Source organism: Myroides sp. N17-2, assembly GCF_002286775.1.
Taxonomy (GTDB): domain Bacteria; phylum Bacteroidota; class Bacteroidia; order Flavobacteriales; family Flavobacteriaceae; genus Flavobacterium.
Genome location: NZ_NSGJ01000006.1, coordinates 80,396 through 104,800, shown reverse-complemented (window position 1 = coordinate 104,800; position 24,405 = coordinate 80,396). Strand labels below are relative to the sequence as shown.

Sequence of the window (24,405 nt, the reverse complement as noted above, 5' to 3'; positions counted from 1 at the left end):
TTTTTGCATTTTTTATCCCAAAATATGCGATAGACAAATAAACGAAAAGTAATTATACAAAATAGGTCTGAATTAGTGATTCAAGCATACTATAGTATAGTTGTAGAGCTAATGAAAAAGCTATGAAGTAGAATTGCTTTGTAGTAATTGTCTAACGCTGATTCTGGGTTTATATATTCATCTCGGGGATATCTCCCTCGATTATTAATGTTACTTCTGTTGCTTTAATAATATCTTCTACAGAGACTCCTGGAGCTCGTTCTAATAGTTTAATTCCTTTATCTGTAACTTCCATTACAGCTAACTCCGTTACTATCTTTTTAACACACTTTACTCCTGTCAATGGTAAATTACACTCTTTAAGTATCTTAGATTCTCCATCTTTATTTACATGCATCATCGCTACGATGATATTCTCTGCCGAAGCTACTAAATCCATAGCCCCTCCCATACCTTTTACCATCTTACCAGGTATTTTCCAGTTGGCAATATCACCTTGTTCTGATACCTCCATAGCTCCTAAGATCGTTAAATCGACATGTTTACCACGTATCATACCGAAACTTGTTGCTGAATCAAAGAATGATGCTCCTGGTAAACTTGTTATCGTTTGCTTTCCCGCATTAATTAAATCTGGATCCTCCTCACCTTCGAAAGGAAAAGGTCCCATACCTAAAATACCATTCTCACTCTGAAACTCTACATTTATTCCCTCTGGTACATAGTTCGCTACCAATGTTGGGATACCTATACCTAAGTTCACATAGAAGCCTTCTTTAACTTCTTTTGCTATACGTTTTGCAATTCCTACTTTATCTAACATAAATTACTTTTAAAAGGTGATTAATTCTTAGTGCGAACAGTGAGGTGTTCTATTCTTTTTTCATAATTTTTACCTTGGAAAATACGCTTAACAAAGATACCAGGCACATGAACCTCATTAGGATCAAGTTCACCTGCAGGCACTAACTCTTCTACTTCAGCTACTGTTATCTTAGCCGCACCAGCCATACAGGCATTGAAGTTACGCGCTGTACCCCTAAATATCAAGTTTCCTGCTTCATCACCTTTCCAAGCTTTAACAATGGCAAAATCAGCTTCATATGCTAGTTCTAACAGATGTGGCTTACCATTAAAGTCTCTTACTTCTTTTCCTACTGCTGCTTCTGTACCATATCCTGCTGGTGTATAAAAACCAGGGATTCCCATTTGGGCAGCTCTACACTTCTCTGCTAATGTACCTTGTGGTGTCAGTTCTACATCAAGCTCTCCAGATAACATCTGGTGTTCAAATGCTTTATTATCACCTATATAAGATGATACCATCTTTTTAATCTGATGCTTATGAAATAACAACCCTAACCCAAAGTCATCTAATCCTGCATCGTTAGAAATACATGTAAGACCAGTCACATTCTTTTCTACTAACTCTGCGATACTATTCTCAGGGATACCACATAAGCCGAACCCTCCAAGCATAATAGTCATATTATCTTTTAAATCTATCAATGCTTCCTTGACACCAGCTACTTTTTTATTGATCATAACAATTGGTTTAATAATATACTTCTAAAAATACGAAATATATGCATTTAAAAAAAGCACATTAACGATCACATCCTTAGAAACAGTACTATACTATATCAAACACCCATTAATTAACATATTATCTCACAACATGTTACAACCTATCGCAGTCTGCATTGATAAACAAGCTCCCCTGTAAAGGACATCCTGCTTAAGACATATTCAATTCACTACCACACATAAGCTAACTATAAAAAACAATTAACTCTTAGTGCGAACAGTACGTTGCTCAATTCTTTTTTCGTAGTTTTTCCCTTGAAAAATACGCTTAACAAAGATACCTGGTACATGAATCTCATTAGGATCAAGCTCTCCTGCAGGTACTAACTCTTCTACCTCTGCTACTGTTATCTTAGCTGCACCAGCCATACAAGCATTAAAATTACGCGCTGTGCCCTTAAATATCAAGTTTCCTGCCTCATCCCCTTTCCAAGCTTTAACGATGGCGAAATCAGCCTCAAATGCCAATTCTAATATATGCGGTTTGCCTTTAAAGTCTCTTACTTCTTTTCCTTCTGCTACTTCAGTACCATATCCTGCTGGTGTATAAAAACCAGGGATTCCCATTTGAGCAGCTCTACACTTCTCTGCTAATGTACCTTGTGGTGTCAGTTCTACATCAAGCTCTCCTGATAACATCTGACGTTCGAACTCAGCATTCTCTCCTACATAAGATGATATCATCTTTTTAATTTGACGCTTTTGTAATAATAGCCCTAACCCGAAGTTATCCACTCCTGCGTTATTAGAAATACACGTAAGCCCAGTCACATTCTTCTCTACTAACTCAGCGATGCTATTCTCAGGGATACCGCATAAGCCGAACCCTCCTAGCATAATGGTCATACCATCTTTTATATCTGCCAATGCTTCTTTAACACCAGCTACTTTTTTATTGATCATAATTATTGGTTTAGTAATACGCTTCTAAAAATACAAAAAAAAACGCCTTTAAAAAAAGGCGTTTAATATATCATTCTTAAAAATCAAATTCTTCTGTATCTAGTGCTCCTTCCGTGACATCATCTGTCTCAGGCTGTACTATCCTTGTACAATCAACTCTGATAGATAAATTCTCCGGCACAGGGAATCCTGCTTTAGAAATATTCAATCCTTTATCAGCATAACACTTGTTCATAAAGATACCCCAGATAGGAAGCGCTAATGTTGCTCCTTGTCCATAAGTCATTGTTCTAAAGTGAGCAGCTCTATCGTCATTACCTACCCATATACCTGTAGCCAAGTTAGGTACCATACCGATAAACCATCCATCACTGTTATTCTGACTCGTACCTGTCTTACCTGCGATAGGGTTAGTGAACTTATAAGGGTGACCTGTCACACGCTTATATCCTGCCCCTTGCCAAGTAGTACGTAATCTAACACCAGATCCTGACTCTGTAACTCCTTCTAATAACTTAATGATAGCATAAGCGACATCTTTACTCACAACATCTTTCGTCTCAGGAACAGCATTATATAAGATAACACCATTCTTATCCGCAATTCTAGTAATAAACGTCGGTTTAACATAGACCCCTTGGTTAGCGAATGTACTATATGCTGCTACCATATCACTTACTGTAATATCTACAGCTCCTAATGCGATAGCTGGACTCTGTGGTACATCTGCTGATATTCCTAAATCTCTACACATATCAACAACTGCTTTTGGTCCTACCTTATCCATCAACTTAGCCGTAATCGTATTAACAGATCCTGCCAATGCTTGCTTAAGTGTCATAATACCTCTGTAAGAACGATTAGAGTTCTGTGGGCTCCAGTCCTTAGAAATCCCATATCTACCTTTAGGCATAGTAAATGGTGAATCAATAATAGAATCACAAGGCGAATAATGTAGTTGCTCAATAGCTGTCGCGTAAACGAAAGGCTTAAAAGTAGATCCTACTTGTCTTGCTCCTTGTCCTACGTGATCATATTGGAAGTGTTTATAATTAATTCCTCCTACCCAAGCTTTGATATGTCCAGTTTGTGGCTCCATAGCCATCATACCAGCTTGTAAGAAGTGCTTATAATAACGTATAGAATCCTTAGGTGTCATAATAGTATCTCTATCACCTTTCCAACTAAAGATACGCATCTCTGTCTTCACATCGAATGACTTGATAATATCCTTCTCAGACTTTCCTTGCTCACTCATCTGTCTCCATCTCTCAGAAGTCTTCATCGCACGCATCATAATATTATCAACCTCTCCTTGATTAATCTTATAGAACGGTGCAATTTTATTATTCTTTTGATCGATAAAGAACTCTTCCTGCAAGTTAGCAATATGAGCTTCTACAGCCTCTTCTCCATACTTCTGCATACGAGAGTCTATAGACACATATATTTTTAATCCATCGCGATAGATGTCATAAGTAGATCCATCCTTCTTAGGATTCTCTTTCACCCAACGACGCATATAGTCACGTAAGTATTCACGGAAATATGTTGCAATACCCTCTCTGTGACTCTCAGGAGTAAAGTGTAATGTTAAAGGTTTCTTTTGCAACCTCTCACTCTCCTCTTGTGTAATATATCCATTACGAGCCATCTGGTGTAATACTACATTACGTCTCTTTTCAACTAACTCAGGACGACGTACAGGGTTAAAATAAGCTGGGTTTTGTAACATCCCAACGAACATTGCCGCTTCATCTATTGTTAGGTCTTTAGGTTCTTTACCCATATAAATACGAGTAGCAGAACGAATACCAACTGCGTTATTAACGAAATCAGCTTTATTTAAATACATCGTTAGAATCTCCTCTTTCGTGTACTGTCTTTCTAATTTAATGGCGATAACCCATTCTTTTGCTTTCTGTGTGATACGCTTAGGTAAACTTCTAGATCCCTCTCCGTGAAATAATAGTTTTGCTAATTGTTGCGTGATTGTACTCGCTCCTCCGCTACTACCAACTGATGTAATCGCACGCAATGTTCCACGTGCATCAATTCCTGAGTGTTCCTTAAAGCGTTCGTCTTCTGTAGAAATTAGTGCGTTAACTAAATACTCTGGCAAATCTTCGTATTTAATAGGCACGCGATTCTCTAAATAAAACTTACCTATGGTCTTTCCATCTGACGAGATAATCTCTGTCGCTACATTACTAGCTGGATTCTCTAGTTCGTCAAACGTAGGCATCTGACCGAAAACTCCCCAAGACGCACATAAGAAAAAGAAAATAACTGCCGCTACAAATCCGAAAAAGCCTATCCAAAACATTTTTAAATAGTTCTTCATTGTCTTAGGCTGTTTCTTACCTGTTTTGTTTTTGTTGTCTGAATTCATAAAATGAATAATACTTATAATTCTTTTGTTCTGTTACTGTTTTTCAATTCGGAATCCCACTTCTGATACTCCTTTTAATGAGTTAACTCCATCTACCTCTCCTAACTCGCGTACTACTTGCTCTACTGAGAACTTATAGCTACCTGGTTTAGGGAATACGTAGCCTTCTTTTAACTCAAGTTTACTCTCCTTTACATCAGAGAATCCACTACCTAGTAAGGTGCCATCTGGCTTAGCCATTTGGAACTGAAGTGTATCTATCATAATATCCGAATTCGGTTGATGTATCTTAAAGATCACGAATACATTGCTATAAGGATAGTTCTTATTCACCCTTAAGTTCATAAATAAATTATGACGCTGTACGGTATCCTGTACGTCGTATACAAATGTTTTTACATCATCCTTATCCCATGTACCTGAAGTCTCTTGATACTGATCAAATAACATCTTACTATCTTGTTGACATGATGTACTTGACAATACCAAAACACTTAATACAAGTAAATAACTAGTTATTCTCTGCATTAGAATTATTACTATTGTTGTTATTATCTTTCTTTATATTCTTATTCCTGTTTGGGCGATTCTTATGGTGTTTAGCCTTAGGTGTATCTCCTCCCTCAGTAGCACCATCTACAGGTTTAGTTTTTTCTTGTTGAGCTCCTTTAGGTTCTCTTGGACCTTTATTCTCTCTAGGTTCTCTAGGCCCCCTATTCTCTCTTGGTTCTCTTGGTGTCTTATTCTCACCTTTAACTCCTCCATTATGTTCTTTACGAACATTCTTAGAATCGCCTGTAGTCGCCTGTCTTGCTACATTATCACCTTCATTATCTTTAGCTCCCTCAGGTTTATTTTTAGTTCGATTACGCACCTGTTGTTTGTTCTGAGAATCACGTTCTCCAGGTTTGCCTTGTCTATTTCTATTTTCGTTACCTATAGGTCGTTCTCTCTTAGCTATCGGAGCTTGAGACTCTTGTCCCTCCTTCGTTCCCCCTTCTTTCTTCTTATTACGAGTAGGCTTTTTCTTGCGTTTAGGCTGATCAAATCGAGTCACACTATCTTGTTCAGATGCGTTGTTAAAATCAATATCATCAGACTCTACTTCTAACATATAGCTCTCTAAGTCTTCTCCTTTTTGATCTTTCTTATTTAGCGCTAGTATCTCTTTCACCATCTCTGTAGATAGTACATACCAATTTGCAGAATTATTAATATATGCAAACCACATCTGTCCTTTGAAGATATCTATCTTCTGACATATAGCTAATCCTTTTACAGTCATTAACTTCGTATCAGAATCAGGCATGTCTTTTAATGCCTCTAAATAAGTATCTAATTCAAAGTTAAGACAACACTTTAACTTACCACATTGTCCAGCTAACTTTTGCGGATTTAATGAAAGCTGTTGGTAACGAGCAGCAGAAGTATTCACACTTCTAAAGTCAGTTAACCATGTAGAACAACATAATTCACGTCCACATGATCCAATTCCTCCTAGTCTAGCAGCCTCCTGACGGAAACCTACCTGCTTCATCTCAATACGAATACTGAACTCACGAGCAAAATCTTTAATCAATTGTCTAAAGTCAACACGCTCACTAGCTGTGTAGTAAAATGTAGCTTTAGAAGCATCTCCTTGAAACTCTACATCCGAAATCTTCATCTCTAGCTTTAAAGCAATAGCCATTTCACGAGCTTTAACTTTAACTTTCTCTTCTCTATTACGAGCTTCTTGCCAGATATCTATATCTTTTTGAGTTGCTTTGCGGTATATCTTTAAAACTTCTCCATTAGGATCAGCTCTTTTCTTTTTCATCTGTACCTTTACTAGTTCCCCTACTAATGATACGATACCGATATCATGTCCTGGAGAAGACTCCGTAGCGACGATATCTCCCATCGAGATACTAATCTCTTTTGGGTATCGATAAAAATCTTTTCTACCGTTCTTAAAACGAACCTCTACTATATCATATATCTCAGTGCCTGTAGGATAAACCATATTTGACAACCAATCGAAAACTGCTAATTTATTACAGCCATCTGTACCGCACGTCCCTTTATTCTGGCATCCCTTCGGAAGCCCACTACTATCTTTATCTGTTGAACAATTTGTACAAGCCATCTATTTATTTTTATATATTGAATCCCATTTGGGAATTATCGCATTTATTTACTCGCTGTAAAGATACTATTTTTACATCTCTCTTAAATAATTTTTTATTACACAAGATTTTCACAACCTATTTTTCCTAAATATCTTATTTAAAATAGACTACACAGCATTCCAGCATCACATACTACATCATAATTTGACAAGATTTACTCCGAGTTTTTCAATCTATTTTACACTGTATTTCACAAGATATAAAAAGAAATGAACTAAACACACCTCCCTCTCACTAAATACTATTTTTCGTAATAACTAAAATGAAATACCATTTCTCTTCTTATCAAATGCAGATTCATTGCCCTATCTATGAGATATACTGCTTAGAAAAGTTGTTATTAGCAAGGAATGCTCAAGTTTATTGCTCTAATTATGTAAACATAGATAGTGTAACCAAATTATTGGATAAACACAGGTTAATCTTTATTTCGTAATTTTGAAACATCAAATATCAATTCAATTATGACATCATATAAAACGATAGGAATATTAGGTGCTATTCCACAAGAGGTAAATGGAATAATCTCACAACTTAAAGATAAAACTGAACAAAAGATAGGTAACCGTACTTACTATGAAGGTTACATCAACAACCAAAAAGTAGTGGTAGTCTATTCGCGTATTGGAAAAGTAGCTGCAGCTGCAACAGTAGCAACTCTTATTTTAGAGTTTAAAGTAGATAGTATAGCTTTTATAGGGGTAGCTGGAGGAATACATCCTAACGTGAAAGTAGGTGATGTAGTAGTCGCTAGTAATCTAGTACAATATGATATGGATGCATCTCCTTTAAGACCGAAATTCGAAATACCATTATTAGGCAAAACATACTTTGATACAGATGAGCAATGGTCTAAAGAGACACTTAACCACATAGAGCTGATGTTTGGGTTAGAGAATTTACACCAATTAATCAGTGCTAATGAATTGGCTAAATTTAATATTACAACTCCTAATGTTCACTTTGGTACCATAGCGAGTGGAGATCAATTCTTCTCTACTTCAGAACAAAAAAACAACTTGCAAGCACAGCTACCAGAAGTACTATGCGTAGAAATGGAAGGTGCGGCAGTAGCTCAGGTGTGTTATGAATTTGATATTCCATTTATCGTTATCCGTACAATCTCAGATAACGCTAACGAAGAAGCAAGCTTTAGCTTTCAGTCTTTCGTAGAAGAAGTATCTTTAGTCTATGGGCAAGAGATTATCGATAAGATGTTTTAAGTAAATAAGACCACTAGCAGTATATCTACAATCCAATTTTAGCGGACATAAGTCCAAGATTTAGATCCTTCAACATCTACTCAACAGTTCCACAAGATCACTCTATATAAAGATCTCTTTGTTGAAAAAGTATTGAAGAAGTGTTGTGACAATGTTGAACAAGCGAATAACTAGATACTAAAGTTTTTTTTTTATAATTTAATCTAACTTAACAGCATAAAAAAAGCTCGGCAATGCCGAGCTTTTTAAGTTTTTATAGTATTGAATAATCAGGTTATTCGAAAGAAATCTTATCAATTAATAAATCATAACCAACGTCTTTTCCAACCTTAATACCAAACACATTTCCACTTTTTGAAACATTAATAACAGGATTCTCTATTACTATTTTAGTCCATCCTCCTTTAGTATCAATAGTACCAGTATATGAATTTGATGCATCTGCTTTTGAAAACACAACTTCCTTCTCACCATTTGCAGCTTTAGTCGCTACATTATATGGCTTTGAATTATAAATTACCTCACCTTTAGCATTGGTAGTAGTAGTACCATCATAAACATTTATAGATAAAGACTTGCTAGCTGTACCTTTTATGTAGAAAACAATCTTCTTTGCTGTAGTAGATACGCTTTGATTTTCTATATTAAACAAGAAATCATTCCCTTTAGGAGTTCCCTTAACAACTAAAGCACTACCATTTTGTCCTAGTCCTTTACCTTCTTTTGCCAAAGGTAAAACTCCGAAGGTATTAGTTGACTTAACGAAATTAGCCCAGTTATTAAAATCAGCAAGCACATTCGGCGTACCCAAATCCACTCCAGCAACACCCTCTCCTTCAGCTTTTTCCTCAGGTTCTGTTGTTCCTCCGTCATCTTTAACAGGAGTACCATCTTCAAAACGGATCTCATCAATAACTAAATCATAACTTTCAGTATGTCCATATCTAAAAGCAATTAAATTTCCTGTACCAGCAGTACTAAAATCGCCTTTTAAATCTTTTAAGTCTAAGACAACTTTAACCCATTGTCCTTTAGTATCAATCTTCCCTGTATAACTATTTGTTGTATTACCAGAAGGAACATTGTTAAATACTGTTTCCTTCATATTTGGTTGTAATACTTTACTTACAGCACCAACGTTGTCTAAGTTATAAGCATAATAGTTTGTACCATTAGCTTTGTAAACATTAATTGAGATACTTTTCCCAGCAGTTCCCTTCATTAAGAAAGAGATTTTAGTAGCATCTTTTGGAGCTTTAATTTTTTCTACAGTAAATAATGCACCATTAGCAGCTTTTCCGCTACTAAGAGCAGCAACACCTTTTACTTGTAATCCATTAGAGCTATTCCAACCCAAACCTTTACCTTCAGTCACCATTGGATCTCCAGGAGTATTCTTTACAATAACTTTTAAGAAATCAGCCCAAGTATTAAAGTCAGATCCTGGGAAAGCAAGGAACTTACCTGGTTCTACTTTGATAGTAGGGTCTTCTCCTTCATTTCCAGTACTTCCTTCAAAAGGAGCTTGATCAAGAGCCATATCCTCCATAGTTCTTGGAGCGAATTGAAGTGTACCTTGGAAATCACTCATGATACCAGTAACCATACCGCTTTTATCAGTAATGATTTGGTCTTTTATACCATTTGCATATTTACCAGTTCTTACTTGTAAGCTATTTCCTTTCTTGTCAACCATTTTTCTCAATGTTTGACCACCTGCATCAACCTCTTTTGGATCATAATATGTCTTACCAACAATATCTCTCTCAAATTGAACATCTTTAATACGAACTAATTTACCGATTAATTTTTTATCTGTAGCAAATTGGTCTAATGTAACAACATTGATGTATTTATTAAACGCATCACCTGTGATAACATTACAAGATCTGAATAAAGAAGTTCTCAATTTAGAACCTGTGATAACATCAGCATACTTATTACCTCCACCTGAAGTATAGATACCTCCACCGATAGTAATCATTCCATAACTATAGTGAATGTATGTATCTTTAAGTTTTATAAACACTTTAGATCCTACTGGATAAAGAGCGAATCCACCTTTAATATCTACTTTTAACGTTACTGGAGTTTGTGTATTCTCATCAACAATGTATAACTGTTGATAGAAGTTACCTGCTTGGTCACTAGAAACTACGATACCTGAGATAATCTCGTCTTTAGGGAAAAGAACCACTTCTTTACTGTTTTCAGTTAAAGAGCTATATAACCCATCTATAGTTTGAGTTGCAGTAATATTCGGTTCGTCACAGTTAATTGGAGGAACTGAAAAGTCGTCATTCTTAGCACATCCAGTAAGGATAAGCCCGGCGAATGAAAAATATAATAATGATTTAAAAATTGTTTTCATCTGAAAGAGGTTTTAGAAGTTGTAATAAACATTTACAAAGAAATTACGTCCATATGCATACCAATACTTGTTAGCGAAAGTATTAGTTCCACTTTGTGTATTAAGTACTTCACGATCATAGTTCGCATTTCTAGCTTGTTCGAATCCACCTGTTTTATAGTGTTTATTGAACACATTGTTCACACTAGCAAAGAATCCAAGAATATTTCTATTTGGCATTCTCCAAGACTTTCCTCCTGTAATATTAAATACAGTAAAGTCTGGCAATTGTTCTTGCTTTAACACAGATCTCAACTTGTCTTCTGTAAGGTTTCCAAAAGGTTGTCCTGTTGCTGGGTCAGTTACGAAGTTTTCAGTTCTTCTAAGAGCTGATATATTAGTATATGCTTTGTCCATATAGTTAATATTTGCTCCTACCCACCAGTATGCAGGGTCTCTATACTCTAATCCTAAAGATAGAGCGGTCTGAGGTCCATTAGCTGTTCTATAGTCCTTAATATAAGCAGTACCATAATCAAATGTCTTCGCTACGTTATCTGAATTCAGACGTAAAGTAGGATTGTTTGTATAAATAGATTGCCCTATTGTAGCAGCTGCAGTAGCTTTTACTGTTTGAGTTAATTGATACTCCGCTCCTATTTCAATTCCGATGTTACGTTTATTAACACCTGTTAAGATTTCAGATACGAATGCTCCACCAGTACTAGATAAGAAGTTACCATTATCATCTACGATACCAATACCATCAGCATAGTAGAAGTTTACTTGTGTACTGTTTTTGATCTCTGATAAATATCCAGAAACTCTTGCTTTTAATTTAGGAGTTCTAACGATATAACTACCATCAACACTAAACACATCTTCATTAGTCAAATCTTTAGTAACTAAATTATTTACTCTAGAGTTAGCGAAAGTATTTCTAATAGTAGGTGCTTGGTTATAATAAGCAGCATTTACACTAAACGCATGACGTCCTGTAAGGTGATAAACAGCTCCCCCTTTAAATCCGAAGTTATTAAAGTCTACTAAACCACTCTTACCATAAGAGTTATTAGCGTAAACTGCATTTTTATATTTACCATCTCTTTCATAAGAAGTATATCCTATTTTCTGAGCTACATAAAAATCAAACTTATCATAGTCAAAATTAAATTGTGTAAATACATCAATTACATTTGAATCAATAGAATAGTTATATCCAAATTTGTCTCCACTAGTGATTTTACGATTTGGATTATTTAAGTCACTATCTTGCTTACCTGCATCCTGATAAGTATCAAGATCCATATAATAAGATCCTCCTAATAAATCAGTCGCTTTTTTATAGTAATTAGAATGTACTCTTCTGTAGTTTATTCCCGCATCTAAAGTAACATGGTCAGAAAGTACAGATTTGAAGTTAGTATTAAATGACAATGTTTTATCATCTTGTCTATCCTCATACATCATAATCTTACTAGCACCACCATTTGCACCATTGATTGTATAGATATTATCCCAATCAATTTGTCCATTATTTTGGAACTCCGTTCTTACATTATTTGCTTGAGCCAATAAAGCTGTTGTATCTGTCTTGAATTCACTATTTGGTAAATTATCAAACTCTTCAGCAGTCATCGACCAATATTTTGGATCGATCTTATTCTCGAAGAAACTTGGCATATTTTTATAATAAGTCGGATCAGGGTTAATACCATCGATATAACCTAGACGACTGTTAGCAATATGTCCAAATTGGTATGAAGCAGTAGTCGTTAAAGTATTTGCTTCGTTGATATTCCAGTAGTGAGTTAACTGGAAGATTGGTTCAGAAACATCTTTATAACGAGAGTTTCTTTTATCTCCATTTTGGTATCCCCAATATGAATTATATTTAAAATCTTTAAGATTTGCTTGCTCATCAGTAATAGGAGAGTTTTTCCCTCTTTTATTTTGAGCATAGATAGCAGTAAAGTTCAAACTGTGATTGTCATTGAATTTTTTCTCAACTGCAGCGAATAAAGATAGTGCATCATAGTTAGTACCATCCCAATATCCTTGTTTCGCACCTCTATATGAAGCAGATACTACATACGCCCATCCATCTTTATTAAGTCCAGACGAATAGATAGCATATGGTCTCCAAGTATAGTTCGTATTTGAACCTGAGAAACCTGCTTTAGCACCTTTTCTGATTTGAGATGCTCTAGTAGAAATGTTTTGTGTTCCTAAAATACCTCCGAAAGAAAAATCAGAAGCAGTAGAACCAGAAGCTAAGACTTGGTTACGAGTAGCGTCATTAAGACCTCCCCAGTTCCCCCATTGTGGGCGTCCGTCATGAACTTTGTTCATTACTACACCATTAACAAGTGTCTTACCATATTCGTTATCAAGCCCACGAATTCTAAAGAATGCAGATCCCCAATTATACGCTGCAGCAGCTTGGAATGGATCTTTTGTAGCTTGTAACAAACCTGATGAAGTGTCGTTACTAGAGTTATCATCACTAAGGTCGTTTTCCGTAAGTGAGACAAGCCCTAATTGCTCAATAGAAGCGAAATCTTCTTCTATAGAGATTGTACCAAGATCAATGGTTGAACCACTAACCTCTACTGGTAATCTTTTAGTAATGTATCCCACATAAGAGATAACTACGTCATGGTTACCAGCCTTAACATTCTCTAAAGAAAAGTTCCCTTCATTGTTTGTTAAAGAGGAAATGTTCGTAGATTGAATTCTAACAGCTACCGCGTTAATCGGCATTTGTGTCTTTCCATCTATGACTTTCCCTTTAATTTCCTGAACTCCTTGTGCATACGATATAACTACCTGCAACACAAAGAACAAACTAAATAAAAGTTTCTTCATAAATTAAAAATGATTAAAGTGCTATGTTAAAAAAAACCTTAAGGTTATTTCTATCACAAAGGTATGTTATTATAATAATATTAGCTATTTTTGTCATAGAAATAAGACAATTCTTTACTTTAATTTAACCTAGTTATGTACATCAAACTTCAAAAGCTCTTTTTACTCTTGGTTTTCCTTGGTTTAGGGGCACAAGCACAAGAGAAAAAGTATGAAATTCAGACAATTGCATTTTACAACTGTGAAAACTTGTTTGACACAATTAGAGATCCTAAGATCTACGATGAAGAGTGGACTCCAACAGGAGCGCAAGCTTGGACATCAAAAAAATACAATAAGAAACTTAGCAACTTAGCTAAGGTAATGTCACAAATAGGCACAGACGACAACACTAAAATGCCTGCCATTATAGGTGTTGCCGAAATCGAGAACAGAGGGGTACTAGAAGACCTAGTACGTCAACCACTATTAGCTCCTGGAGATTATGGGATAGCGCACTTTGACTCTCCTGATAGACGTGGTATTGACGTTGCTTTATTATACCAAAAGAAACACTTCAAAGTAACGAACTCTACAGCTCATCCACTTTATATCTATGATATGAATAAAGTAGATAGAACAACAGGTGAGAAAGGTGTTCGTATCTATACTCGTGATCAATTATTAGTTAGCGGTAATTTAGATGGTGAAGAAGTACATTTCATCGTTAATCACTGGCCTTCTAGAGTTGGTGGAGAAAAGAAAAGTAGCCCACTTCGTGAAGCTGCTGCAGCTCTGAACAAGAAGATTATCGATTCATTATATACTATCAACCCAAATGCTAAGGTAATTACAATGGGAGATATGAATGATGGACCTTACAACAACAGTATGAAAAAAGTACTTCAAACTGCAGGTAAAAAAGAAGATCTAAAGCCTCAAGGACTATTCAATCCAATGGAAAAAATGTCTAAAGATGGTTTAGGTACTTTAGCTTACCGTGATGCTTGGGATGTATTTGATCAAATGGTAGTGACTGAACCATACATGAGAGGAGACTACTCTGCGTGGGGATTCTGGAAAGCACGTATCTATAAAAAACCTTTTATGGTACAACCAACAGGTCAATATAAAGGATATCCACTAAGAAATAGCAATGGAGAACCTGGTTATAGTGATCACTTCCCTGTTTACATTTACTTAATTAGAGAAATGAAATAATTACAATTCATAGAGAAGCCGCTTAAAGCAATTTAAGCGGCTTTTTTTATTTCCACCAACAAACAACATCAACTAAACATCTAGATTTCTTAAAACACACTAAAAACATTAAAAAAAGAACACATAACGAACTTTAATATACAACCAATATGTTTCGTCTAATAAAACACCACAAATCATTCTATATTCTGTATCAACCCCTTTATTAAACCATGCTACTGAATGACCTCGTTAGCTTAATACAAGCTGCACTCACCACAGATAAGATCAATACAACATAACTAAAATTAAACCCACATTCCGCATTAGTCAAATACTACAAAGCAATTCTACTTTATAGCTCTTTCATTAGCTCTAAAACCATACTATAGTATGCTTTAATCGCTAATTCAGACCTATTATGTATAATTACTTTTCGTTTATATGTCTATTGCGTATTATGGGTTAAAGTCACCAAATAGATATATATATGACAAAAAAAAGCCACTCGATTGAGTGGCCTTTATAAAATATCTTGTTAGACTAGTTGTTTAATGCTTCCGCACCACCAACAATCTCTAAAATTTCATTTGTAATCGCAGCTTGACGTGCTTTATTATAAGTCAATGTCAAGTCGTTTCTAAGTTCCTGAGCGTTATCAGTAGCCTTGTGCATAGCAGTCATACGAGCACCATGTTCAGAAGCAACAGAATCAGCCACAGCTTTTAATAATTGAGTTTTTAAAGATAAAGGAATCAAAGTACTAATGATTTCTTCTTTAGATGGCTCATAAATATAATCAGAGCTAGCTACTTCACCAGTCTCTACAGGTAACAATGGTAAAAACTGTTCAGTCACTACATCTTGCGTCGCAGCATTTTTAAATTGATTGTATACAATCTGAATTGAATCATACTTCTCTTCAACAAAAGCATTCATCATCTGCTCTGCAATAACAGCACAATTTGCAAAATCTACATGATCAAACAAATCACTTCTATTCTCAATTACAGTAAAACTCTTACGTAATATATCGTGACCTTTCTTACCAATAGTCAATAAATCAACGTTAACGTCTTTATATTGCGTTGCTTTAAGTGCATTTATTTGCTTAATGATATTAGCATTAAATCCACCACACAAACCTCTGTTTGAAGTGACTACAACTAAAAGAACATTCTTAACCTCTCTAGTTTGAGAATATACTCCAGAATTATCACCTTCTAAAGTTGCGCTAACATTTTGAATCAATTCAGTCAACTTTTCTGAATATGGACGCATTGCCATAATAGTATCAGTAGCTTTTTTTAACTTAGCTGCAGATACCATCTTCATAGCAGATGTAATCTGCATAGTCGATCCGATTGATGAAATCCTATTACGTATTTCCTTAAGGTTTGCCATTGTAATTTATATATAAATTCGCCTACAAGTAGTAGTCTTGCGACCGTACTTGTAGACAAACATTATTTCTTAATATTTTGCAGAAATCTCTTTAGCTACTTTTTCAAGAACAGAAGTCTGCTCATCACTGAATTTTCCAGCTTTTAAAGCATTTAATACATCTCTATGACGAGAGTTTAAAGCGTCTAAATAATCTTTTTCGAATTCTTTCACCTTGTTAACAGGTACATTTCTTAAAAGGTTTTTAGAACCAGCATAGATAATAGCAACTTGATCTTCTACAGTGTAAGGATCGTTAACAGCTTGTTTTAAGATCTCTACGTTACGTTGTCCTTTAGAGATAACGTTCATTGTAGCAGCATCTAAATCAGAACCAAACTTAGCGAAAGCTTCTAACTCACGGTATTGAGCTTGGTCAAGTTTTAATGTACCAGCTACTTTCTTCATTGATTTAATCTGAGCAGAACCACCAACACGAGATACAGAGATACCAACGTTGATCGCTGGACGTACACCAGAGTTAAATAAGTCAGATTCTAAGAATATCTGTCCATCAGTAATCGAAATTACGTTAGTTGGGATATACGCAGAAACGTCACCAGCTTGAGTTTCGATAATAGGAAGAGCAGTTAATGAACCACCACCTTTAACGAATGGTCTGATAGACTCTGGTAAGTCATTCATATTCTTAGCGATTTCATCATCACCGATAATACGAGCAGCACGCTCTAATAATCTAGAGTGAAGATAGAAAACGTCTCCAGGGTAAGCTTCACGACCTGGTGGACGACGTAAGATTAATGACATCTCACGGTAAGCTACCGCTTGTTTAGATAAATCATCATAGATAATTAATGCAGGACGTCCTGTATCACGGAAGTACTCTCCGATAGCAGCACCAGCCATTGCAGAGTAAACTTGCATTGGAGCAGGGTCAGAAGCATTAGCAGCAACGATAATAGTATAGTCCATTGCACCTTTATCTTCTAAAGTTTTAGCAATACCTGCTACAGTAGAAGCTTTTTGTCCAATAGCTACATATATACAATATACTGGTTGCCCAGCATCGTAAAATTCTTTTTGATTTAAGATAGTATCGATACAAACAGTTGTTTTACCTGTCTGACGGTCACCGATTACTAACTCACGTTGTCCACGTCCAACTGGAATCATTGCATCTACAGACTTAATACCTGTTTGTAATGGTTCAGTTACTGGTTGACGGTAGATAACCCCAGGAGCTTTACGCTCTAAAGGCATCTCATATAAATCACCTTCGATAGCACCTTTACCATCTATAGGAAGACCTAATGTATTAACAACACGTCCTACCATTTTCTCACCTACTTTAAGTGATGCGATACGACCTGTTCTTTTTACGATAGACCCCTCTTTAACACCAGTAGGAGCTCCTAACAATACAATACCTACGTTATCCTCTACAAGGTTTTGTACCATTGCTTCTAGTCCATTCTCGAATACAACTAGCTCTCCGTATTCAGCATTTGTCAACCCGTAAACACGAGCAACACCATCTCCTACTTCAAGTACCGTTCCTACTTCTTCTAAAGAAGCCTCTGAGTTAAATCCAGATAATTGTTTCTTTAAAATCGCTGATATTTCAGCTGGTTTAATTTCCGCCATTTTTATCTATGTTTATACACGAACATTCGTGCGGTGATTTTTTAATTAGTTAATTCTCTTTTTAAAACTTGTAATTGACTCGCTATTGAAGCATTGTACTGTTTATCTCCCATTTTCAAGATAAATCCTCCTAAGATAGAAGCATCTACTATGTTTGAAATAACAATCTGTTTTCCAGGAGCTAAACTTTGAACTTTAGATAAAACTTTGCTCTCTAAAGCGGCATCCATTGGGATAGCTGTAGTAACTACAACTTTCTCTATACCTTTCAAAGTGTCATATTGTTCTTGGAACTTTAAAGCTATAGATCCTAATATTTCGAATCTATTATTTGCTTTAAGCACTTTAAACAACTCTTTTGTACTTTGATCAACATTAGCGAATACTTCTACTAAAGCACTTAATTTAATCTCACCAGTGATAGTAGGATTAGTTAAGAATACTTTTAAGTCTTCACTTTGAGAAACTGATTCAGAGATCAAGATCATATCGCTATTAATAGCTTCAGCATTTCCTTTTTCAACAGAAACTTCTAGCATTGCTTTTGCATATCTTGCAGCTGCTCTAGTGCTTATCATAATGATCCTTTTATTAGTTTAATTTAACTTCGTCTAACATCTTCTCAACCAATTTTGCTTGAGCTTCAGTGTTAGCTAATTGTTCTTTTAATAATTTTTCAGCGATTTCGATAGAAATAGAAGAAACTTGAGTTTTTAACTCAACGATAGCAGCAGCTTTTTCACTTGCGATAGCAGCTTTAGCTTGAGCAATCATTTTCTCACCTACAGCTTCACCTTCAGCTTTAGCATCAGCTAACATTTTCTCTTTAATCTCACGAGCTTCTTTAATTAAAGCATCACGCTCAGTACGAGCTTCTGCTAATAATTTCTCGTTATCAGCTTTTAAATTAGCCATTTCTCTTTTAGCATTTTCAGCAGCTGCTAATGCATCAGCGATTCCCTCTTCACGAGCCTCTAAAGCATTTACAATTGGTTTCCATGCGAATTTTCCTAATATAAATACAATTACCACTAAAATGATAAACTGCCAGAAAAATAATCCAAAACTGAAATCGTTAATTAATTTATCCATTATATAAAATTATACTTTTTAATACCTATGTTGTTTAATTAAGAAGTTTACCTGCAACCAACCGTTGCAGATAAACTCTTTTTACTTGTCTTGGACTATTTACCTAAGATTAAAGCACCGAATGCTAAACCTTCTAATAAAGCTCCAATAATAATCATTGCAGTTTGGATTTTTCCAGCAGCTTCTGGTTGACGAGCAATAGCGTCCATTGCAGAAGAACCAATTTTACCTAAACCGTAACCAGCTCCGATTACGATAAGACCTGCACCAATAATAGTTGGGATTGTCATAATGATTGTATATATTAATTAAACAAATTTTACTTTTTTCTAATACTTAATTTCCTAGTGATGTGCTTCATCATGTTCGTGCTCAGCAACTGCCATTCCGATAAACAGAGAAGACAACATTGTGAAAATAAACGCCTGTAAGAACGCTACCAATATTTCCAAGATAACTAAGAACGTAGATAATAAAAATCCTACTCCGATTGCACCACCTGTTCCTAAAGCTTCTTTCATTACGAAGATGATAGCGATAAGTCCAAATACTACTGAGTGACCAGCGATGATGTTAGCGAATAAACGAACCATTAATGAGAATGGTTTGATTATAGCTCCTAACACTTCGATAGGTGCTAACATAATTTTCATTGGTACTGGCACACCTGGCATCCAGAACATGTGCTTCCAATAATCTTTATTTGCAGAAAACTGTGTGATTATAAATGTGAAGATTGCTAAACAAGCAGTCACCGAAATACTTCCAGTAACGTTAAATCCAAGTGGAGTCAATCCCAATAAATTCAATAAGAAAATCAAAAAGAATACTGATAATAAGTATGGCATAAACTTTTTGTACTTGTCTTTTCCGATATTCGGAACTGCCATCTCATCACGTACATAAAGAACCATAGGCTCTAAAGCTCTAGCAAAACCTTTTGGAAGGTTATTTGGTCCCTTTTTGTATGTCTTAGCTAATCCTAAGAACATGATGAATAATAAAAATGTAGTAAAGAATAATGATGCTACATTCTTAGTAATAGAGAAATCTAGTGGTTTCTCATTTGTTGGATGATGCTCTGCATCGTACTCAATAGTACCTGCAGCATCAGTTTTGTATATCTTACCGTGATATAACTTGTAGTTTTGTCCGTCCTTTTCAACTACGTTTTCTCCGTAGTTAAACTCAGATGACATAAATACTTTAAGACCATTGTCTATTAAAATAACTGGCAATGAAAATCCGTAGTGTTTACCAGTAGCCTCATCAGAGAAAAAGATGAATGAATAATCATCTGCTAAGTGGTGCGTGATATGCTCTTGCACTTTTTCAGCTTGTGATTTCTCACCTTCTACATGTTCTGCTACAGCTTCATGCACTGCCTCTTCAGCGGCATTTACAGTTTCATCAATTGATTGCTCAGTCTCCTGGATAGAATCTCCAAGATTTTGAGCATTACTTTGTGCGTACGAAAATACCGACGATGCTGTAAAAATTACAGCTGCTAATAAATTCAGTGATTTCTTCAGAGTCACCATACCTTAACTTCTTGAATATTTATGGTTCTTAAAATTTTGTGCAAAACTACAATAAATCTTAGACAATCATAGTTTCTTATCAAACTTTTTTTTATTATATTTACTTACACTCCCTTTAAATTTGAATTATTACAACCATTATAGTGTATTTATTTACTAATCAAGACTATCTTATACAGATATAACCTTTTTTATTTAGCATACACGTTAATATTGATAATACAAAAAAAGACTAAGTAGCACTAAAAAAGTGTTTTAAAAACACCTCTTAATTTTCCTTTTTGTTTAAAACATGATAAGCTACAAAAGCATCTCCTCCTAAATAAATCATCACGACTAATAGAAAATTATACTTAAATAACTCGTCAACCTTCTCGCTATCTAATCCAGCTCTTACAAACAAATAACTCGCTAATAAACGAACTGTTATAAACCCTAAAAAAACATAACCTAAACTATTAGGCATACTTGTTTTGATTCCTTCCATTGCAAACAATATACCTATCGTAAACAGAAGCTCAAAACCATAAAAACCTACTAATGAATACCCTAATTCTACAAATGACTGTCCAAAGTCAGTAAATGTAAAAAGTGCAAAATGTAATGCAAATGCTATAGCTAATACGCCTAATATCTTTAGTCCTAGACCTAATGTTCCTTTATCCATTAATCTTTATTTAATTGATTCACTTGTTTAATAACTTGGTACAAAGCTAATCCTACTCCTAGTAACGTACAAATTTTATTTGCTAATCCATCCGCTAAATTGTATTTATCATCTAACCAAGTCCCTAATAAGTGAAACAAATAAATAATAACTCCCATCTGTATAGGCATATTAATTAAGCTCAACCAACGATTGGGTCTAGAATTTTTACTCACCTGATTCTATTTACTCTTTTTATCTGAACTACTTGTTGAATCTCCTCCAATCACCATATCACATTTAACTTGTATTTTCGCTCCAGGCACTACAGATAAACGTCCAATTAACAAGTCTCCTTTTATAGTAGCAGTCTCCTTAACATGAAGTAAGTCCTTTACGTTTAGTACTCCTTCCACAAATCCCTCTACATCAGCATTCTCACATTCTACATTTCCTATGATTTTTGCTTGCGGGCCTACAACTACTTTACCTTTTACTTTTAAGTTCCCATGTAACTCACCATCTAAACGTATGTCAGATAGCGCCTCAATATCTCCTCTAATTATTGTCGCCTCAATAATTCTATTTGTCTTACCTAACTGATCTATTGACCCGTTTTCTTTACTTTTTTGAAACATAATTTTTTATCTTTTTTTTCGACTGTATTCTCTGTATTCTATTCTTTTGGCTTTATATACTCCACCCAATTTTTCTTAATTTGAACGACTGTATAATTATCCGCACTTATAGATACGGCACCACCTCCTATGTTTTGTGCCACACTATCCGCCTCAGCCTTCGACTTAAATCCGTGTAACACTAAGAATTCACCTCCATCCACATACGCATCTTCAGAATACTTAATACCTCTACTGCTATTATTTGTCGAAATCTGTATAAAAGTACGACTTAAACTTTGACTGTCAACACCTTCCTTATTATTAACTAATAAAACTACTTTCCAGTTTTTACTTTCCGTATTCGTAAAGTTTCTACTCTCTAACTTAGGAATCGTTGTCTTAAGTATCTGTTCTGCCTCTTTTCCTTCACGTGACGAACTGTAAGTTAACGCTACGAAATTAAGAGCTTCTTTATAAGCTTCAATTCCCTTAAGCTTCCCAATAACATGTGCCTTTAACAACTCTAACTTACTTACATATCCATCGTCGTCAAAGCGTTCTAACGCATTATCTATCGCTTTTAAAGCATTGTTATAATCACCACCTGCTGCATATACCTTATATGCCTGAGCATAGATTTGTTCAGGAGACAGATCATCTATCCTATCCATAGATATATTCTGTAATAGTTTAGCGTATCTCGAATTAGGATACTGGCTGATGATACGATCTTTCATCGCCATAGCCTTAGCCATATTGATCTCTAAATAGATTTTATATAACTTATACATACTTGGTAACACCAAGCGTTCTACAGGATCAAAAGTCAGTAATGCTTCTAATCGTCCATTTGCCAAATCATATTTCTTAAAGCGATCTGCATACATTGATCCCAATTGGAAATAAGCGAAATCTCTATCTTTCTTCAGAGACGCTATCTCATTAACATCAGTTGGTATCTTACTGATATAGGCATTTATATCATATCTAGCATCATTAAATGTTTCTTGTGTATTCGTATTACCTCCACCTTGAGTATTTGTAACAGCTGCCTCTAAGACTACATTATTCTGTGCCTCTTGAACATCACTTGCCCATCTCCAATTATCCACTAAAGGTCTATTCCCCCAACGTCTTCTAAAATCTTGTTTTCCTTGTGAAGAAGCCTGTTGTGAGTAAAAATAGAATGTAGAACTTCCTCCTCCCATAGGAGCATTAATGTCGAAAGCTTGTTCTATAGCAGTACCGAAGTTTGCCATATTAAAGTAATCTTGATTACCTGCTTTTTTACCTTTTAGATTCGCTTGAAGTTTCCTAAAATCTTCCTTTCGAAGATTATCTACATATTTTTGGAAGTATGAGATACGCTGATCATCACTCATCGCAACTAAACGGAGTATACTATCATTAGTATGAGCGACCTTCTCAAATGCTACTACATCACGCAGTGCATCACGTCGTTTAGTAATCCTAAAACGATCTTTAGCTTTAGCGGGCATAATAGATAATACACTGTCATAATATTGTCCTGCTTGAGCATACCCAGCTTCATTAAAATAAATTTCAGCTATACTCAAATAGTTTTGAGCCTTAAGTTGTTTGTCTCCTTTACTCAACTTTACAGCTCGTTTAAGAGACTTAAGCGCTTCTTTTGTATTGCCTTTCCCTTCATAGAATAGTCCTACCTGACGATGAAGTACATCTAAGTATGCTCTATTCTCACGGTCCTTGATAAGTCTTTTATATTTTTTTAGAAATGCCAATGAATCTTTAGCATTTACAGGATTAATTCCAAATTCCTGTGCATGTGATTGAATGACGTAAGAGCGAGGACTCTTTCTATTCATCTCGATAACTGTACTGAATGCTGATGCTGCCTCAGCCTTATTACCAAGTCTTCCATAAAGCTGACCTAAAATAAAGGTATACCTAGCGCGTTCTTCTGTATCACGCGTATTCTCTATTGCTACTTTTAATGGATTAATTGCTTCTTGATATTCTTCAATATTGATATAAGCTTGTGTAAGCGTAGCATTAGCATCTGCTAACTGTTGTTTACTTAATCTCGCTTTCTTATCACGTAATAAAACCTTAAGGTTCTTAATCGCTATATCATCATACGTAAGACGCACATTAGTCTTCTCACGCCATATAACCGCATCATCAATAAGACTTCCATCAGGATATTTATATAAAATATAATTAAAAGCCTCAAGCGCAGGCACGAATCGACCATCATAATATCTAGCTTGTCCTAGCATAAGGTATGCATCATCTATTTGGAAGTTACGTTCACGCCCCTTAATATACATAGAGTGCTTTTGGATAGCCTTAGCAGCTTTATCTTCAGCACGTCTAAACCCTACCTCTCCTTGCTCAGCAGTCCCTGCAGCTTGATTTCCATCTATCTGTACATTCTCAAGTAGAGAACTTTTTTTAGCATCTAAAGGTCTACCTCTATCAAACTCTTTCGTTGAGTCTATCTTTATGTCTATACGCTCCACAGGCAGTATCTCCCAGAAGTCATCAAAGTAGTCCTTTTTTAATGAAACTAGTGCATCATCATACGCTAATTCACCATTATATAAGATATTATATCTCGTCGTCATAGCGTGATACCCCCTATTTATCAACCTATCCTGCTTTACAGAACAAGCACCTACTAACAGTAGTATCCCTAAAAAGATTATATATTTTATACTATTATTCAACACAATGAGCTTTACTTAAAAACTACTATTTTATACTTTTAGTATGTAAAAATACATTACTTTTTTAAAAATAA

The 24,405-nt window shown here is 35.3% G+C and carries 20 protein-coding genes; 2 read left to right on the top strand and 18 right to left on the bottom strand.

Going from position 1 to position 24,405, the window contains the following annotated elements; translation table 11 throughout:
• Window positions 1–169: 169 nt before the first annotated feature.
• The 6 genes from CF599_RS04445 to ricT all read right to left on the bottom strand — a co-directional run bounded on the left by CF599_RS04445 (window position 170) and on the right by ricT (window position 7,010).
• Complete coding sequence (locus CF599_RS04445; RefSeq protein ID WP_121964837.1) at window positions 170–823, bottom strand: CoA transferase subunit B; 654 nt, start codon at window positions 821–823, stop codon at window positions 170–172.
• Window positions 824–843: 20 nt separating this feature from the next.
• On the bottom strand, window positions 844–1,545 hold the full coding sequence (locus CF599_RS04440; RefSeq protein WP_121964836.1) for a CoA transferase subunit A: 702 nt from the start codon (window positions 1,543–1,545) through the stop codon (window positions 844–846).
• 243 nt (window positions 1,546–1,788) lie between these two features.
• The gene (locus CF599_RS04435; protein ID WP_121964835.1) at window positions 1,789–2,490 is read right to left on the bottom strand and encodes a CoA transferase subunit A; all 702 of its coding nucleotides are present in this window, start codon (window positions 2,488–2,490) and stop codon (window positions 1,789–1,791) included.
• A gap of 76 nt (window positions 2,491–2,566) precedes the next feature.
• The gene (locus CF599_RS04430; RefSeq protein ID WP_121964834.1) at window positions 2,567–4,882 is read right to left on the bottom strand and encodes a PBP1A family penicillin-binding protein; all 2,316 of its coding nucleotides are present in this window, start codon (window positions 4,880–4,882) and stop codon (window positions 2,567–2,569) included.
• A 33-nt stretch (window positions 4,883–4,915) separates the two neighbouring features.
• Window positions 4,916–5,410 carry a gliding motility lipoprotein GldH gene (locus CF599_RS04425; RefSeq protein ID WP_121964833.1) on the bottom strand — a complete coding sequence of 165 codons (495 nt, stop codon included), beginning with the start codon at window positions 5,408–5,410 and terminating at the stop codon, window positions 4,916–4,918.
• Entirely contained in the window at window positions 5,394–7,010 is a 1,617-nt protein-coding gene (ricT, locus tag CF599_RS04420; RefSeq protein ID WP_121964832.1) for a regulatory iron-sulfur-containing complex subunit RicT, read from the bottom strand. Before ricT ends, CF599_RS04425 begins: the two co-directional genes overlap by 17 nt.
• Before the next feature lie 507 nt (window positions 7,011–7,517).
• On the opposite strand from ricT, the gene CF599_RS04415 reads away from it, so the two are divergent.
• The gene (locus CF599_RS04415; RefSeq protein ID WP_121964831.1) at window positions 7,518–8,276 is read left to right on the top strand and encodes a 5'-methylthioadenosine/adenosylhomocysteine nucleosidase; all 759 of its coding nucleotides are present in this window, start codon (window positions 7,518–7,520) and stop codon (window positions 8,274–8,276) included.
• A gap of 274 nt (window positions 8,277–8,550) precedes the next feature.
• Here CF599_RS04415 and CF599_RS04410 read toward each other — a convergent pair whose 3' ends face one another.
• Complete coding sequence (locus CF599_RS04410) at window positions 8,551–10,647, bottom strand: DUF5689 domain-containing protein (RefSeq protein WP_121964830.1); 2,097 nt, start codon at window positions 10,645–10,647, stop codon at window positions 8,551–8,553.
• Window positions 10,648–10,659: 12 nt separating this feature from the next.
• Entirely contained in the window at window positions 10,660–13,494 is a 2,835-nt protein-coding gene (locus CF599_RS04405; protein ID WP_121964829.1) for a TonB-dependent receptor, read from the bottom strand.
• 135 nt (window positions 13,495–13,629) lie between these two features.
• Between CF599_RS04405 and CF599_RS04400 the strand changes: the two genes are divergently transcribed.
• The gene (locus CF599_RS04400) at window positions 13,630–14,694 is read left to right on the top strand and encodes an endonuclease/exonuclease/phosphatase family protein (protein WP_121964828.1); all 1,065 of its coding nucleotides are present in this window, start codon (window positions 13,630–13,632) and stop codon (window positions 14,692–14,694) included.
• Between the two features lie 522 nt (window positions 14,695–15,216).
• Here CF599_RS04400 and atpG read toward each other — a convergent pair.
• The 10 genes from atpG to CF599_RS04345 form a co-directional block, all read right to left on the bottom strand.
• Window positions 15,217–16,077: an ATP synthase F1 subunit gamma gene (gene atpG / locus CF599_RS04390; RefSeq protein WP_121964827.1), complete on the bottom strand. Its 861-nt coding sequence runs from the start codon at window positions 16,075–16,077 to the stop codon at window positions 15,217–15,219.
• Between the two features lie 69 nt (window positions 16,078–16,146).
• The gene (atpA, locus tag CF599_RS04385) at window positions 16,147–17,721 is read right to left on the bottom strand and encodes a F0F1 ATP synthase subunit alpha (protein ID WP_121964826.1); all 1,575 of its coding nucleotides are present in this window, start codon (window positions 17,719–17,721) and stop codon (window positions 16,147–16,149) included.
• A 41-nt stretch (window positions 17,722–17,762) separates the two neighbouring features.
• Window positions 17,763–18,299 carry an ATP synthase F1 subunit delta gene (atpH, locus tag CF599_RS04380; protein WP_121964825.1) on the bottom strand — a complete coding sequence of 179 codons (537 nt, stop codon included), beginning with the start codon at window positions 18,297–18,299 and terminating at the stop codon, window positions 17,763–17,765.
• A 13-nt stretch (window positions 18,300–18,312) separates the two neighbouring features.
• A complete protein-coding gene (locus tag CF599_RS04375; protein WP_121964824.1) occupies window positions 18,313–18,813 on the bottom strand; it encodes a F0F1 ATP synthase subunit B in 501 nt (166 codons plus the stop codon).
• Between the two features lie 95 nt (window positions 18,814–18,908).
• On the bottom strand, window positions 18,909–19,103 hold the full coding sequence (locus CF599_RS04370) for an ATP synthase F0 subunit C (protein WP_060874638.1): 195 nt from the start codon (window positions 19,101–19,103) through the stop codon (window positions 18,909–18,911).
• Between the two features lie 54 nt (window positions 19,104–19,157).
• On the bottom strand, window positions 19,158–20,354 hold the full coding sequence (atpB, locus tag CF599_RS04365; RefSeq protein WP_121964823.1) for a F0F1 ATP synthase subunit A: 1,197 nt from the start codon (window positions 20,352–20,354) through the stop codon (window positions 19,158–19,160).
• Window positions 20,355–20,622: 268 nt separating this feature from the next.
• On the bottom strand, window positions 20,623–21,021 hold the full coding sequence (locus CF599_RS04360; RefSeq protein WP_121964822.1) for a hypothetical protein: 399 nt from the start codon (window positions 21,019–21,021) through the stop codon (window positions 20,623–20,625).
• Window positions 21,021–21,236: an AtpZ/AtpI family protein gene (locus CF599_RS04355; RefSeq protein WP_121964821.1), complete on the bottom strand. Its 216-nt coding sequence runs from the start codon at window positions 21,234–21,236 to the stop codon at window positions 21,021–21,023. Before CF599_RS04355 ends, CF599_RS04360 begins: the two co-directional genes overlap by 1 nt.
• A 6-nt stretch (window positions 21,237–21,242) precedes the next feature.
• Entirely contained in the window at window positions 21,243–21,638 is a 396-nt protein-coding gene (locus tag CF599_RS04350) for a polymer-forming cytoskeletal protein (RefSeq protein WP_121964820.1), read from the bottom strand.
• Between the two features lie 38 nt (window positions 21,639–21,676).
• Complete coding sequence (locus CF599_RS04345; protein ID WP_121964819.1) at window positions 21,677–24,334, bottom strand: tetratricopeptide repeat protein; 2,658 nt, start codon at window positions 24,332–24,334, stop codon at window positions 21,677–21,679.
• Window positions 24,335–24,405: the final 71 nt, after the last annotated feature.